Here is a 15,346-nt window from a genome sequence, read left to right as displayed (position 1 = left end):
TAACCCGAATTGCAGCGAGGTGCAAAGATTAAAGTTGAAAGGTGGTTCATGTTTCAATATCAGGCGATCCAACAATAAGAAGTCTCTGGGAGAGAATTGATGTCGAAAGCCTTTCTGCGGCAGTCCGCTGCCTCCGCGCTGGTCCTTTGTGCCTTGGCCGTGCCAGCGCATGCGCAACAACAGGGTGGTCCTGATGAAGTGCAAGCCGAGGAGGCCAGTGGCGGTTCTATCGTCGTCACTGCTCGCCGCCGGGAAGAGCGCTTGCTCGATGTGCCTGTCGCCGTCAGCAGCTTTGGCGCGGAGGAATTGCAACGCCGTGGTTCGGTCGACATCACTGATATTGCGCAGATCACGCCCAACACCACGCTGGAAGAATCGCGCGGCACCAACTCCACCTTGTCCGCCTTCATTCGCGGCATCGGGCAGCAAGATCCGGTTTCCGGCTTTGAGCAGGGCGTCGGCATTTATCTGGACGATGTTTACCTGAACCGCCCGCAAGCCGCCGTGCTGGATATCTATGATGTCGAGCGGATTGAAGTGCTGCGTGGTCCGCAGGGCACGCTGTATGGCCGCAATACGATTGGCGGCGCGGTAAAATATGTCACCCGCGAATTGCCCGATGAATTCAGCGTCCGGCTGCGTGGGACGTACGGAACTTTTGACCGCGCTGAAGGTGTGGTAACCGTGTCCGCCCCTATCGCCGATCCGGTCCGTGTCGGCGCTTCGGTGGCACGCCTGTCACGCGGCGGTTTTGGTGAAAACCTGACCACGGGTGAGGACAATTATAACAAGGACATCTGGGCTGCGCGCGGCACGATCGAAGTCGGCGGCAATGGCGAGTCATATCTGCTGCGCATTTCCGGCGATTACACGCACGACCTCAGCAATGCGCGCGGCGGCCATCGCCTGATCCCCGGCGTAGCATCGGGGGCGCCTGTGCTGGACAATGTGTTCGACACGCGCGGCGGGCTTGTCGATCCTGATCAGGACGTGGAAGCATATGGCATTGCGATCAATGCCCGCATCGACCTGTCAGACGCGCTGACCTTGCGGTCCATCACCGCATACCGCGCCGACCAGAGCGCATCGCCAATTGATTTCGATGCTTTGCCTGCGGTCGACCTGGATGTGCCGGCGTTTTACAATAACGAGCAGACAAGCCAGGAGTTGCAGCTGATCTGGGACGATGGCGGGCGTTTCACCGGCCTGCTCGGCGGGTACTATCTGAATGCCGCTGCCGATACGCAGTTCGATGTGCGCCTGTTCACCACATTCGGCGGCTTTACCGCGTTCACGCAGGCCAATGTCGATACCGAGACCTACGCTGTCTTCGGCGATTTTACCTATGACATTACCGATCAACTCAGCCTGTCTGTCGGTGGCCGCTACACTTGGGATGAACGCTCCGCGACCATTCTGCGCCAGAATTACCAGGGCGGGGGTTCCCCGGTATTCGGCGGCCCGGGCACCCCGTTCTTTGGCGCTGGGCCGAGCACCGATTTTGACGGGTCGGAGAATTTCAACAAGTTCACTCCGCGCGTCTCGCTCAGCTATCAGCCGACACCGGACCACAATATTTACGCGAGTTTCTCCCAAGGCTTCAAAGGCGGTGGGTTCGATCCGCGCGGTGTCGGGCTGAACGCCCCTGCGGCAACTCCCGGCTCGCCAACCGACGCGGAAGTCGCCGACTTCCTGAGCTTCGCACCGGAATCGGTCGACAGCTACGAAGTCGGCTACAAGGGCAGTTTGCTGGATGATGCCGTCTATATCGCGCTGGCTGGCTTTTACGCCGATTATACAGATGTCCAGATCCCGGGTTCAGTCGCTTGTACCGACAACGGCGCTCCATCGTTCTGCGGTGTTGTCTCCAATGCTGGTGCCGCCGAGTTCATGGGGCTGGAGCTGGAAACCAATGCCCGTCTGGCGCGCGACCTTCTCGGTTCTGGTGATGAACTACGCTTCATCGGATCGCTCGGCTGGATCGATGCGGAATACACGCAGTTCATCACCGATATCGGCCGCACGCCCACCGAAGTGTCGGAATTCCGCGAAGTGCAGAATACACCGGAATGGAGCGGCAGCGCGACGCTGGGTTACAGCACTCCGGTCGGCAATGGAGAGCTGTATCTGGGAAGCACGGTGTCTTTCCGCAGTTCCACCACGCAGTTCGAGATCGCCAACCCGTTCCTCGACCAAGGCGGCTATGCGCTTGTCGATGCCAGTATTGTCTACAATGACGACAGCGGTTGGAGCCTGGGCCTTTACGGCAGGAATCTGACCGACAAGGAGTATCGCACATCGGGCTATACGTTCATCGCGATCAATCCGGTGACCGGCGAGCCGGTGCTGACCGGCGGGCAGCCAACACCGAACCTCGGGACAGAAGGCACGTTGACGGCATTCTACGGCAATCCGCGCCAGGTCTACGTCACCGCTACCATTGAATTCTGATCGCCTGCGCGGCGGACAGGAAATGGACGGCGTGACGGATTACGTTGAGCATCGCTATACCAGCGCGTGCGGGCGGCTTGAATTGTTCGCGCGCGATTATGGGGGGGCGGGTCAGCCCGTGCTGATGATGCACGGGCTGACTCGTAACAGCGCAGATTTCGAGCCTCTGGCAGTGCATCTGGCAAGCGAGTACCGGCTGATCGTTCCCGATCAACGAGGGCGGGGGCTGTCGCAGGACGATCCTGATCCGGCGAACTACCGACCCGATATCTATGCCGGCGATATGTTCGCGCTTCTCGGCAGTCTGGGCCTTGAAAGCCCGGCGCTGATAGGCACGTCCATGGGCGGGCTGATCGCGCTGGTGATGAATGCGATGCAACCCAGTGCATTTCCGGCAATCATCTTCAACGATGTGGGTCCGGAACTGGCGGAGGAGGGGCTTGCACGTATCGCGGGCTATGTCGGCGGGGGCACGACTTTCGAAAGCTGGGATGATGCAGCGGGGGCCTGCGCCGCAATCAATGCAACTGCCTTTCCAGATTTCGTTAAGGCCGATTGGCAGCAGTGGGCGCAGCGAACCTGCCGCACCTTGCCTGATGGCCACATAGCCTTCGCCTATGATCCGGCCATAGCGCAGGGGTTTGCCGATATCGGTGATACTCCGCAGGCTGATTTGTGGCCGCTATGGCAGGCATTGGGCGAAACGCCGGTGCTTGCCGTGCGCGGTGCATTGTCGGACTTGCTTTCACCGGGTACGCTAGGGCGGATGGAAGAGCTTCATCAGGGGCCATTCACGGCCATAGAAGTGCCCAATCGCGGCCACGCTCCGATGCTGGATGAGCCAGCGGCGCTTTCGGGCATCACGGCTTTCCTAAAGGAGCATTACGGATGAACTCTGACCAAGCAGCGGTAGGTGCCCCGGCCAAAGGCGATCCCAACCGCAACACGGTATTGTTGATGCTGCTGGTGGTCTACATCTTCAATTTCGTAGACCGGCAAATCCTGTCGATCCTCGCCGCGCCGATTCAGGCCGATTTGCAATTGTCCGACGGCGAAATGGGGCTGCTGGGCGGGATTGCGTTCGCGCTCCTCTATTCCACGATGGCGGTGCCTCTGGCGGCTCTGGCAGATCGCACGAGCCGTAGCTGGGTCATTACCGTATCGCTGGCGGCATGGAGCGGCTTTACCGCGCTGTGCGGTCTGGCGACCAATTTCTGGCAGATATTCCTCGCCCGGCTGGGTGTCGGTATTGGCGAGGCGGGCGGCGTTGCCCCGTCCTACGCACTGATCGGCGACTATTTTCCCAGCTCGCAGCGGGCCACAGCGCTTTCTGTTTATTCGCTGGGCATTCCCATCGGCTCCGGCCTTGGCGTGCTGGTTGGCGGATACATTGCTGCGACAGTGGATTGGCGCACGGCGTTTTTCGCAGTCGGATTGTCCGGCGTCATCATTGCGCCGATCTTCAAATTGCTGGTGCGCGATAAGGCCAAATCCGCCCCTCTGGCAGTCGGAGTGGCAGATACCACGGCAGAGGTTTCGATCCGGCCCACGCTGAAAGAAACCGCCGCCGTTCTCGCCCACAAGCCGTCGTTCTGGTTGCTCTCATTCGGAGCAGCGACATCGTCCATGCTCGGCTACGGCATAGCCTTCTGGCTACCCAGCCTGCTGATCCGAAGCTTCGGTTATGATCTGGTGCAGGCATCGCAATTCTTCGGCGCTCTGCTGCTTATCGGCGGAGTTGTCGGGGTGATGGCAGGCGGCTTGATCGCGGACCGGCTGGGAGGCCGCGACCGCGCCTATTTTGCATGGTTGCCCGGCATCGCGTTCCTGCTTGGTGCGCCTCTGTTTGCGGCTGGCATTACCAGCAGCGACGCGCAGTTTGCCTTCCTGCTGTTCCTCCTGCCGCAAGCGCTCGCCTATGTCTGGCTTGGGCCAGTGCTCTCGGCGATCCAGCATTTGGTGGTGCCGGCGGCGCGCTCCACGGCATCTGCGCTGTTCCTGCTGATCAACAATCTCATCGGCCTTGGCGGCGGGATTTATGCGCTCGGAGCTTTTTCAGACCTGCTTCAGCCCATTTATGGTGATGAAGCCTTACGCTATTCGATGCTTTATGCGCTGGTGCTGTATGTGCTCGCCGCATTGCTTATGGCGCTTGCCGGGCCGTTCCTGCGCAAGGACTGGGTTCACGAGCAGGGGTGAGCGGAAAAGCTCAGCGGTTTTGCCGGCCCTCTATCAAACGGTCCACCAGAGAGGGATCGGCCAGCGTAGAAGTATCACCCAAAGCGCCGTAATCATTCTCCGCAATCTTGCGCAAGATGCGGCGCATGATCTTGCCGCTGCGGGTTTTAGGCAGGCCGCTGGTGAATTGCAGGTGGTCCGGCGTAGCGATGGGGCCGATTTCCTTGCGCACCCATTGGCGCAATTCCGCCGTCAACGCGGCGCTGGTGTTTTCGCCTTCCATCAACGTCACGTAACAATAGATGCCTTGGCCCTTGATATCATGCGGGAAGCCGACGACGGCCGCCTCTGAAACCTTGGGATGCAGCACCAGCGCGCTCTCAACCTCGGCAGTGCCCATGCGGTGCCCTGAAACGTTGATCACATCATCCACGCGGCCTGTGATCCAGTAATAACCATCCTCATCGCGCCTGCATCCGTCGCCAGTGAAATAGCGGCCCGGAAAGGTGCTGAAATATGCCTCGATAAAGCGGTCATGATCGCCGTACACCGTGCGCGCCTGCCCCGGCCAACTATGGGTGATGCACAGATTACCGTCCGCCGCCCCTTCCAGCGGATTGCCTTCATTATCAACCAGCAGCGGCTGCACTCCGAAGAAGGGCTTGCCCGCGCTGCCCGGCTTCATGTCATGCGCATAAGGCAGGGTGGTGATCATGTGGCCGCCCGTTTCCGTCTGCCACCATGTGTCGACGATCGGACAATTGCTTTTGCCGACAACTTCGTAATACCAGCGCCATGCCTCCGGATTGATGGGTTCTCCTACGGTGCCGAGCAGGCGGAGCGAGGACAAGTCGCGGCTCGTGACCCAGTCATTGCCTTCGCGCATCAGTGCACGGATCGCGGTGGGTGCGGTGTAGAAGATGTTGACCTTGTGCCTGTCGATCACATCCCAGAACCGGCCATGGTCGGGATAATTGGGCACGCCTTCAAAGATGACGCTGGTGCCGCCGTTCAGCAGCGGGCCGTAAGTGACATAGCTGTGGCCGGTGACCCAGCCGATATCGGCGCTGCACCAGAAGACTTCGCCCGGCTGGTAATCGAAAGTGTAATAGAAAGTTGCCGCCGCCCACACGGCGTATCCGCCGGTTGTGTGCAGCACGCCCTTCGGCTTTCCGGTGGAGCCGCTGGTGTAGAGGATGAACAATGGGTCTTCCGCATGCATTTCCACGCACGGGCAATCGGCATCGCTGGCAACATCCGTATACCAGTGGTCGCGGCCATCCTGCATGGCGATCTTGCCGCCGGTATGCCGGATGACCAGCACGCCATCGACGGGCGAGTTTGCATCGAGCAGCGCGATGGCAGCATCGATATTGTCTTTCAGCGGCACGCGCTTCGTGCCGCGCAGACCTTCATCGGCGGTCACGATAAAGCGACTTTCGCAGCCTTCGATCCGGCCTGCCAGAGCCTCTGGCGAAAAGCCGCCGAACACGACCGAGTGGATCGCGCCAATGCGCGCGCAGGCCAGCATCGCTGCGGCCCCTTCCACGATCATCGGCATATACAGCGTGACGCGGTCACCCTTCGTAACACCCATGGCTTTCAGTGCATTGGCCATGCGCACGACTTCGCTGTGCAGTTCGCGGTAAGTCAGGCTGCGCGAGGGGCTGTCCGGACTGTCCGGTTCGAATATGAAAGCGACGGTATCGCCATTGTCCGCCAGATGCCGGTCCACCGCGTTGTGGCACAGGTTCAGCGAGCCGTCGGAATACCAGGCAATGTCCACCGGATCGAAGGACCATTCGCCAGCCTTGGTCGGAAAAGTAGACCAGTCCAGCCGCTGCGCTTGCTCCAGCCAGAAGGCGTCAGGGTTCGCGAGGGACTGGCGGTACATCGCGTCGTATTGCTCCGCCGTGCAATGGGTGCTTGCGGTGCCTTCTGGGCGTTGAACCAGGTCTCGCATCATCGGATCCTCTTGGGGTTTTGCAGTCTTTGGGACTGTTTAGCGCCGCACGCCCTCCAAACAAAGGTCGGATCGCAATGAAACCTAATCAGTCTGTCGGTCTCCGCCCAAGGATTGCCACAACAGCACCCGCGCGCGGCGTGCCCGGCCTATGGCGGCAGCGGCGCGTTCTCCACTGGCATCAGCAACGCGGCGCGCATCCAGCACGGTGAGGAAATCGGCAAGTCCAGCCTCGAAGCGGGTGTTGGCAAGTCTTGCGCTACGCTCCGCGCTGTCCCGCTCTGCGATGGCAAATCCTGCCTCGGCATCAGTGGAGGCGACAAGGCCGTAGCTCGTCTCTGCCTCCCCAAGCGCGTTGTAGACAGCGCCGCGATAGGCTTGAAATGCCGCTCGCTTTTGCGCGGCAGCACCGTCAATTTCCGCTTCAAGGCGACCAAAATCGAGCAATGGTGCGGCCACAGACGCAGCAAGCGAACCGACTATGCTGTCTTCGTCCAGCAGGTCGCCCAGATCGAAAGAGAGCAGGCCGAGCGCGGCGCTTAGATCGAACTTGGGGAACCGGCTGCGGACCGTTGCGGCAAGCTCCGCATCTTCGGCGGCGAGATTGGCAGCAGCTCGCAGCACATCAGGCCGGTTGGTCAGCAGCAAAGAAGGCGCGGCCGCTGGCACAGCGGGCAGGGTTAGAAGCGGTGCGGGCAGGGCGAGGGCGTCCAGCACTTGCCGCATGGGCTGGGCTGTCAGGGTAACCAGCCTGCCGGCCAGCCGGTTGCGTTCGCTGGCAAGGCTGGCCAGACGGCTGCGGGAAGAAGCTGCGGCGCTTTCTGCGCGAACACGGTCGAATCCGGGCGCGATGCCCGCATCTTCGCGCACCCGCGAAAGGCGCACCAATTCAAGCGCGGCCTCAAGGTCACGCTGCAATGCGGTTTCGCGCGCTTCAATGGTCCGCCAGTCGATGACCGTTCCGGCGATTTCCGCCAGCAACGCCAGCTGCACTGCAGCCGCGCCAGCTTGGGCAGCATCAATGCGGGCGACCGCCGCGCGCTCCTGTTCGCGCAATACGCCGAAGATGTCCGGATCCCAGCTCGCAACCAGATTTGCCGAGTAGCTGATTTGCTCCGTTTCGATCGAGAATGGCGAATTGGCGGGAATGTTGATGTTCTGGCGGCTTCCGGTGACCGAACCGTTCATCCCCGCTTCGGGCAATCGTCCGGCGCTTGCGCGTGCGGCTCCGGCCCGGGCCTGATCAATGCGAGCGATAGCTTCAGCCAGCGATGGTGAACCTGAGAGCGCCTGTGAGGAAAGTGCCTGATAGGCCGGGTCATCATGCGGCAGCAACTGCGCTACGCTTGCATCCGTACTGGATCCGGCAGCGAACAGGAACTCGGCAGGCAGCGCTGGCGCAGGGGTTGCGATTTCGGGCGGAGGACCGGCAACGCAGGCACCGAGCGCCATTGCAGGAAGCAGAGCGGAAAGGATGGCAGGCGTGCGCATAGGTTCAGCCCTCGTCCCCGGTTGCCGGGATGAAGGCATCGACCTGCTGCCCTACGCGGAAATTCTCGCGGGCACTGTCGGGCAGGGCGTAAATGATCTGTAGCACCCGCACGTCCACGCGCTCGGCCGCCGTATTGGTCAACTGCCGCTTGGGCACCACAACCGGTTCGGCGCGCACAAAGCTGGCGCTGACCTGATTTTCTGCCGCCCCGCGCGGGGATACGATCGCTGGCGCTCCAAGATCGACGCGCGGTGCCTGCTCTTCGTCAACGTCAATGCGGATATGGAGCGGACGGGTTTCGCCCATTTCGATGATGTTCTGCGATCCGCCGCCGCCGGTAGAAAGAAACTCGCCGGGGCGGATATCCACGCTGAGAATCTGCCCGGCCATCGGCGCGCGCACGGTTGCTCTGCCCAGTTCTGTCTGGATGGAACTTGCCCGGGCCTGAGCGGCACCCAAACGTGCCCGAGCGAGATTGAGCCGTTCCCCGGCCGCCATCGCATCGCCTTCAGCCCGGATGACTTCGGCGCGGCTGACCGCAGCCGGGTCCGACACATTTCGATACAGGTCAAGCTGGCGGATGGCAGTAGTTTGTGCAGTGCGCGCTTCCGAAATTGCGGCCTGTGCTTCGGCAATCGCGGAATTGGCTTCGGCAAGCTGCGAACGGATGGCGCGCGTGTCTACTGTGAAGAGCGGCTGACCCTGCGAAACGAAATCTCCGGGCTGCACAAGCAAGTCTGTCACCAGCCCTGAAAGCGCCGTGCCAATGGCGATAACCTCGCTTGACGGTTCAACCACTCCGGACCCTGCAATGCGTGCGGAATTGGCCAGATCACCTGTAGCGCGGGGAGGTTCGCGTTCGGGCTCGGTCAGTTCCCGGTTCGGCAATGTACCCGAGATAAACGCAGCTGCCACGATCAGCCCGAGAACCGCCAAAGCAGGCAGGATCTGGCGCGAGAAAGACAGGTTCTTGAACGGATTGGCCATCATGCATCCAGTCTAGTGATCGTCCGGCACGTCGGTGCCGTCATGGGTAATGCGGCCGTCTTCCAGAACAAGGATACGGTCGGCGAGATCGAAAATGCGGTTGTCGTGCGTTACGATGATGACGCTGCGATCCTCTGCCAGAGCGACATCGCGCAGCAGGTCCATAACGCGGCGGCCCGATTTGGCATCAAGCGCAGCGGTCGGTTCATCGCACACGACAAGGCGCGGTTCGTGCACCAGAGCGCGGGCAATGGCGACGCGCTGCTGCTGGCCGCCGGAAAGCTGGTTCGGCAATTTGTCGGCCTGATCGGCGATATTTAGCGCGTCAAGCATTTCAGCCGCCTTGGCGCGGGCTTTGCGGCGGTCCATGCCTTGCGCAATCAGCGGCACCGCAGCGTTGCTGGCCGCATCGATGGCCGGGATCAGATTGTACTGCTGGAATATGAAGCCGATGTTCTGCAATCTGAAATCGACCAGATCATCATCCGTCAGCCCGTAGATATCGGTGCCGAATACCTCCACCGAGCCTTCTGTCGGCCACAGAATGCCGCACATTATCGAAATAAGTGTCGTCTTGCCCGATCCGCTTTCACCGACAAGATAGGTCAATTCACCCGGGCACACATCAAGGTCGATGCCGTGCAGCACCCGGATCGTTTCCTGACCTGCCTCGAAATCGCGCGAGATATTGCGCGCCGAAATTGCGGCGCGACCGGTGCGCGTGGCGGTAATGGGCCTGGTCTCGCTCACCGGAAAACCGCCGCCGGTTCTGTCTTCATGACGCCGCGCAGGGCTAGCCAGCCAGTGATGGTGATAATGACAATCATCGCCACAAGGCTGATCAACGGCACTTCCCAAGGGATATAAAAGCCCTTGAAGAAAGCACTGCCGGAATTGCCCCAGATAAAGCCTACTGTGCCCAGCAGGCCGAGCGCATATCCGATCAACCCGACCATTCCCGCCTGCGTGGCAACCATGCCGCGGATCTTGCCATTGCGAACGCCAATCGCTTTCAGCGCGCCGAACTGTTTGATGTTGTCGCGGATAAACAGGCTGAATGTCAGCCCGACAATCGCAACCCCGACTATGAAACCAAGCACAACTGTGATCCCGAAGTTAATGGGAATGCCGGTGTTTTCGATAATGAAATCCACACCGTCACGGGCGAATTGATCGCGGGTGCGCGCGCGAAGGCCAGTGTCGGCCTGAATCCTGTCAGCAAGCTGCTGCGGGGTGATACCATCTGCGGCGCTTACCAGAATGAAGGACAGCCGATTGCGCGTACCCGGCACATATTGCAGCGCCTGGCTGTATTTGGTGTAAAGCGAGACCTGGCTGGTGAAGCTGGGTATTGCGTCTGCAACGCCGCGTATCACTGCGCGCTGATCGTTGAGTTCCAGCCGGACACCGATGGGCGACTGACCGGCTTCAAACAGATTGCCCACACCCACATCATCGATGATCACCGTATCGGGCTGCGACAGCACATCGGCACTGCCTTCGGCCATCCGGGCCGGCAGGCCGATCAATGTCGCATCATCGACGCCGATAACAGTCACGCCTTCCAGATCACCTTCGCGCGTTCTGACAGAGGCATTGGCGCGCAAATGCGGAACGGCCCATTCAACACCTTCCACGCCGCGAACCGAATCCAGCGCAGTAGACGGCATCGGGAAGTTCACATCCGTTGTGCGGCTGACTTCATCCATCACCCAGACATCCGCAGTCGGTTCGTTATAAACACCGCTCGCCCCCCGCTCGATCAGATTGACGAAAACCGTCAATTGCTGGGTGATCAGCAGAGTCGAGAAAGCAATGCCGAACAGCAGGCCGTAGAATTTCTGCGCGTCGCCGGTGAGCATGCGAATGGCAATCCAGTTCATGCGTATCCCCTGTCTTGCTGACGGCCCTGTCTTGCTGACGCCCCGGCCTTGCTGACGCCCCGGCCTTGCTGACGTCCTTGCCATGCTGACGCGATACGTTCATTATTGAACGGTCGCGTTTAATTGTACGGAGCCGTTCATTTTGTCAACCCAGCCTGAAAGACGTATCGGCAGACCAGCGGACGCGGCAAAGCGGGCGGCCATTATCGCCGCTGCCACTGCGGCATTTTTCGACAAAGGTTTCGCAGGGTCTTTTATCGAGCAGATTGCTGCCGACGCGGGCGTTTCCAAAGTTACCATCTACAACCATTTCCAGGACAAGCGCGGCCTGTTTGTGGCTGCGGTAGAAAGCCAGTGCGAGATGATGCGGGAGCATTTTTCCATAGAGAACATCACGCGCGGCACTCTGCGCCAAAGGCTGACCGCGATTGGTGAAGCGATGGTGCAATTCCTGTCGCGGGACGAAATGGTCCAGTTCGAACGCCGGATCGCTGCCGAAACAGAAGCGGAGCCCGAAATAGGCGCCGCCTTTCTTGCGGCAGGGCCGCACAGGATGAAGGCTGCGTTTACCGCTTTCATCCTGGCGATGGTGGAGGCGGGGGAACTGGTAGTTGATGATCCGGAACTGGCAGCCGAGCAGTTTGCCAGTATGTGCAAGGGTATGGGAGATCTGGACCGGCGCTTTGGCAAGCCGATCGATGAAAACCGAAACCGCCAGCGCATCGAACAGGCGGTAGAGGTCTTCTGCCGCGCCTACGCGACCGCACCCCAATCCGGATAAGCACCCCGACCCAGCGCCCCGACCCAACGCCCCGCAGGCGATTGTGTTCGTCAGCTTTGGCATACCAGCTCGTTCACAAATCATCATTCCCTCACGACTGTGTCAAAATGGCCACTACGCCAGCACGATCATTGCCTGCCGTAATGACACCGCTGTCATTTTCGATAATTTGTACTTAAGGGGGAAGAGCTTGAGCTGCGGAACCGCGTGGCGAGAGAGGCAAATGAGAGATGCCGATCCTGATCCGGCTCTTGGACGTAACGGCGACAAGAGGGTCCAGCGAAGAATCGGCAAATTGGTATGACAGTTTAACCCCAAGAGGTATGAATTGGGGTTGACAAACAGGTATGCAAATCTAGTTTTGCGTAAAGAATATTAAATGGGAGAGAAATTGTGAGGAATTTTAAGGGCGGCTTTTGCCGTCGTGATCGTATTGTCGCTGGTCTTCTGGCCGGAAGTGCTCTCGCTATCAGCACCGCGCCCGCTCTGGCTCAGGACGCCGCAACCGTAGGCGAAGACCCTGCAGTTGACGAAAGCGAAGTGATTGTCGTAACCGGCATTCGCAGCGCGCTTCAGAGCGCCCTGAATGAAGAGCGCAATGCCGGCAGTCTGATTGAGGTCATCCAGGCGGAGGACATCGGTAAACTGCCCGATCAGAACCTCGCAGAAGTTCTTGAAAACATCCCCGGTGTCCAGATCACTCGCCGCGCCGGTGTCGGCAGCGGTGTGCAGATCCGCGGTACCAACGACAACCGCACAGAAATCAACGGCGTTTCGACCGTGGGTTCAGGCTCCGGCCGTGGCGGCATCAACTTTGAAGATGTGAACGCCGCCATCATTGCTTCGCTCGAAGTGATCAAGGCGCCGGAAGCCCGCACGATCGAAGGGTCGGTCGGCGGTACGATCAACCTGCGCACCATTCGCCCGCTCGAAATCGTCGGCCGCGTTGCATCACTCCGGGTGCAGGGTGAGTACAGCGAATTTGCGGACAGTATCACACCGCGCGTCGCCGCCAGCTTCGGTGACAACTGGCAGACCGGAATTGGTGACATCGGCATCGTGGTATCCGGCAGCTATACCGAACAAGACGCCCTTTCGCTGCGTCCACGCGTTGACCGCGATGGCGGCCTTGTGGAAAATGTGAATGCCGATGTCTTTCGGTTCAACAATGCAACTCCGCCGGAACTGACCCTGGAAGATCAGGCAACACGTCGTCCGGCAGCGCAGAGCTTTGATTTCCTCGGAATTCAATTCCTGAACCAGGAACTGGAAAATTTCCAGTATGAGACCGTGAACTTCGCCGGTTCCGTCGAGTGGGCACCTGCTGACAATCTGACGTTCTTCTTTGATGCCTTCTACAACGACCAGCAGCGTCGCCAGGAAAGCAGCCGCATCCAGGGATCAGGCGTAAGCTCTGTTCTCAACTTCAACGTGCCCGACACGTTCGAAACCGTGAACTTCGGTTCGCTCGACGGTGTTGAGCTGGGCAGCATCCAGGCCGCCCTTACGGGGACCGTTGATGTGGTTTTGACTGCCGATGATGACGATCCGAACCTGCGCTTCTCCAGCGACACCGGCGCTCGCCTGACCGAAAGCCAGCTCTACCGCGCCGGCTTCGATTGGGAACTTGGCCGCGTTTCAATCCGCGTCGAAGGTTCGACTTCGCGTTCGGACACACGCAACCCCAATCTCAGCACCACGCTCAACTTCATCAATCCAAATGCCCCGCTTGATGGCGGCAACAATCCGCTGAACGACAACTCAGTGCCGTTCCGCTACGATCTGAGCAACGGCTTGACGTTCGGCATTGATACCCAGTCGCCTTTTGCCCCGTCGATTGCCGATCTGCTGAATCCGGCGAACGTCGTTTTGCAGTCGATTACGGTCGGAAATGACGAAATCGAGAACAGCGAAGATGCTTTCCGTGTCGACGTATCTTACGATACTTCGGACTGGCTGCAGATCGTTGAATCGCTCGACTTCGGTGTGCGTTACAACAATCGGAACAGCTACTTCCAGGATGTTGCGTCCAACCTCAACCTGACCCGCCTGAGCGATAGTCCTCGCGGCACCGCCTTTGCGGACCTGCTTGTACCGGGGCCTGATTTCGCCGGTGATTTCGACGGGCGTGAACTGGCGTTCCGGGACTTCCTGCTGATCGATCCAGACAGGTCTTTCAACGATCCGGAAGGCACGCTGAACGCTTTGCGAGCTGCGCTTCTGACGGTGCCGGGAATGAAGACAATCGGTGATGCAGAGGCAGTCCCAACGGGCTTCTTCAATATCGATGAAACAACTGTAGCAGCCTATGCCCAGGCGAACTTCGATTTCGGAATCCTGCGCGGCAATATCGGTCTACGCTATCTCGGGACCTCCGTGGATTCGACCGGCAACAACATCAACCAGGATACCGGGGGTGTCACTCGGGAGACGACGACCGGCAATTATGACGAATGGTTGCCGCGCGTAAACCTGGTTGCAGAACCGATCGAAAACGTTGTTCTGCGGGCATCCTATACAGAGGATATCAACCGTCCCGATTTCAACTCGCTGTCCACGTCGACAGTGTTCGGCACCAGTTCGCAGGCTGCCATCCGGATCGGCAACCCAGGCCTGGCACCGGAAACCGTGGCTTCCTATGATGCTTCTGTTGACTGGTACTTCGCGCCATCAGCTTTGTTGAGCGTAGGTGTCTTCCACAAGGTGCGTGACAATCTGTTTGTGGAGCAGCTTGAACAGGCTGCAGAAGATGGGAACGGGTTCCGGGATATCACCGCGCCTTGCGAAGCCGGCGGTATCTTCAACCCGATCGCCAACCGTAATGTATCTTCCAATATCCAGGGCACGGGTATCTGCGTGGATATCATCACGCAGATTAACGACACTGCATCGACCACGCAGACCGGTATCGAAGTGGCGTTCCAGTATGATTTGTCCGATTTCGAAGATACTCTGGGCTTCGCATCCGGCTTTGGTGTGATTGCCAACTACACCTACCAGGAATTTGGTGGTGGTGAGGCGTTCAACACTTCTGCGAACCGCGGCACGGATATTTTCAACGCGATCAATGGCGTTTACAACATTGTCGACTTCGTTGAAGTCACTGCCGTCCAGGGCTTGCTCGACTTCTCGCCGCATGCGTACAACGTGACGCTGTTCTACGAGAAGTACGGACTGTCGGCCCGTGCACGCTACACCTGGCGTGACGCGTTCCGCACGCTCGATACAGCTGGTGGTGCATCAACAAACAGTACCCTTGGCTTCCCGGTCGTTACGGAAGCAAGGGGGCAGCTTAACGCCAGTGTGGTCTACAATGTGACGGATTACCTGAGTTTTGGTGTTGAAGGTGTGAACCTGACCAAGTCCGACATTACGCAGTCATGCGTGAACGAAGGCGGACTGTTCTGTTTCCAGGGTCTGCCAGATCGCCGCCTCACCTTTGGTGCTACGCTCAGCTTCTAACGCTCGCGGTAACATCACCGAACAAAGGAAAAGCGTCTCACGATTGTGGGGCGCTTTTTCGTTGTGGGCAGGTAATGTGAAACCTCCAGGCCAAGCCCCTGCGCAATGGGAGAAAGCAGCTGTGGTTTATGGACATCCATACCAACTCG

The 15,346-nt window shown here is 59.4% G+C and carries 10 protein-coding genes; 5 read left to right on the top strand and 5 right to left on the bottom strand.

Annotation, left to right across the window (positions count from 1 at the left end; genetic code table 11):
• The first annotated feature begins 99 nt into the window (after positions 1-99).
• Genes AB731_RS12600 through AB731_RS12590 form a run of 3 tightly spaced genes read left to right on the top strand, consistent with a single transcriptional unit; the run spans position 100 to position 4,650 of the window.
• Positions 100-2,451, top strand: a complete 2,352-nt coding sequence (locus tag AB731_RS12600; protein ID WP_047094388.1) for a TonB-dependent receptor — start codon at positions 100-102, stop codon at positions 2,449-2,451.
• A complete protein-coding gene (locus AB731_RS12595) occupies positions 2,441-3,343 on the top strand; it encodes an alpha/beta fold hydrolase (RefSeq protein WP_331386710.1) in 903 nt (300 codons plus the stop codon). Before AB731_RS12600 ends, AB731_RS12595 begins: the two co-directional genes overlap by 11 nt.
• Entirely contained in the window at positions 3,340-4,650 is a 1,311-nt protein-coding gene (locus AB731_RS12590) for a spinster family MFS transporter (RefSeq protein ID WP_047094387.1), read from the top strand. Before AB731_RS12595 ends, AB731_RS12590 begins: the two co-directional genes overlap by 4 nt.
• A 10-nt stretch (positions 4,651-4,660) precedes the next feature.
• On the opposite strand, the gene acs is transcribed toward AB731_RS12590, so the two are convergent.
• The 5 genes from acs to AB731_RS12565 form a co-directional block, all read right to left on the bottom strand.
• Entirely contained in the window at positions 4,661-6,592 is a 1,932-nt protein-coding gene (acs, locus tag AB731_RS12585; protein WP_047094546.1) for an acetate--CoA ligase, read from the bottom strand.
• Positions 6,593-6,676: 84 nt separating this feature from the next.
• Positions 6,677-8,083: an efflux transporter outer membrane subunit gene (locus tag AB731_RS12580; RefSeq protein WP_047094386.1), complete on the bottom strand. Its 1,407-nt coding sequence runs from the start codon at positions 8,081-8,083 to the stop codon at positions 6,677-6,679.
• Between the two features lie 4 nt (positions 8,084-8,087).
• Positions 8,088-9,074, bottom strand: a complete 987-nt coding sequence (locus tag AB731_RS12575; protein WP_231638944.1) for an efflux RND transporter periplasmic adaptor subunit — start codon at positions 9,072-9,074, stop codon at positions 8,088-8,090.
• 9 nt (positions 9,075-9,083) lie between these two features.
• Entirely contained in the window at positions 9,084-9,821 is a 738-nt protein-coding gene (locus AB731_RS12570) for an ABC transporter ATP-binding protein (protein WP_082126492.1), read from the bottom strand.
• A complete protein-coding gene (locus tag AB731_RS12565) occupies positions 9,818-10,954 on the bottom strand; it encodes an ABC transporter permease (protein ID WP_047094384.1) in 1,137 nt (378 codons plus the stop codon). Before AB731_RS12565 ends, AB731_RS12570 begins: the two co-directional genes overlap by 4 nt.
• 142 nt (positions 10,955-11,096) lie before the next feature.
• Here AB731_RS12565 and AB731_RS12560 point away from each other — a divergent pair, with 142 nt between their 5' ends.
• Positions 11,097-11,735: a TetR/AcrR family transcriptional regulator gene (locus AB731_RS12560; protein WP_047094383.1), complete on the top strand. Its 639-nt coding sequence runs from the start codon at positions 11,097-11,099 to the stop codon at positions 11,733-11,735.
• Positions 11,736-12,128: 393 nt separating this feature from the next.
• Positions 12,129-15,197, top strand: a complete 3,069-nt coding sequence (locus AB731_RS12555; RefSeq protein ID WP_047094382.1) for a TonB-dependent receptor — start codon at positions 12,129-12,131, stop codon at positions 15,195-15,197.
• The last annotated feature ends 149 nt before the right edge of the window (positions 15,198-15,346 follow it).

Source organism: Aurantiacibacter marinus (assembly GCF_001021555.1).
Taxonomy (GTDB): Bacteria; Pseudomonadota; Alphaproteobacteria; order Sphingomonadales; family Sphingomonadaceae; genus Alteraurantiacibacter; species Alteraurantiacibacter marinus.
This window is presented reverse-complemented; position numbering and strand designations above follow the sequence as displayed.

What these genes read in the sequence shown, in the direction of transcription:
- AB731_RS12600 (WP_047094388.1), top strand. Translation starts at nt 100, where the DNA reads ATGTCGAAAGCCTTTCTGCGGCAGTCCGCTGCCTCCGCGCTGGTCCTT.
- AB731_RS12590 (WP_047094387.1), top strand. Translation starts at nt 3,340, where the DNA reads ATGAACTCTGACCAAGCAGCGGTAGGTGCCCCGGCCAAAGGCGATCCC.
- AB731_RS12565 (WP_047094384.1), bottom strand. Translation starts at nt 10,954, where the DNA reads ATGAACTGGATTGCCATTCGCATGCTCACCGGCGACGCGCAGAAATTC.
- acs (WP_047094546.1), bottom strand. Translation starts at nt 6,592, where the DNA reads ATGCGAGACCTGGTTCAACGCCCAGAAGGCACCGCAAGCACCCATTGC.
- AB731_RS12575 (WP_231638944.1), bottom strand. Translation starts at nt 9,074, where the DNA reads ATGATGGCCAATCCGTTCAAGAACCTGTCTTTCTCGCGCCAGATCCTG.
- AB731_RS12580 (WP_047094386.1), bottom strand. Translation starts at nt 8,083, where the DNA reads ATGCGCACGCCTGCCATCCTTTCCGCTCTGCTTCCTGCAATGGCGCTC.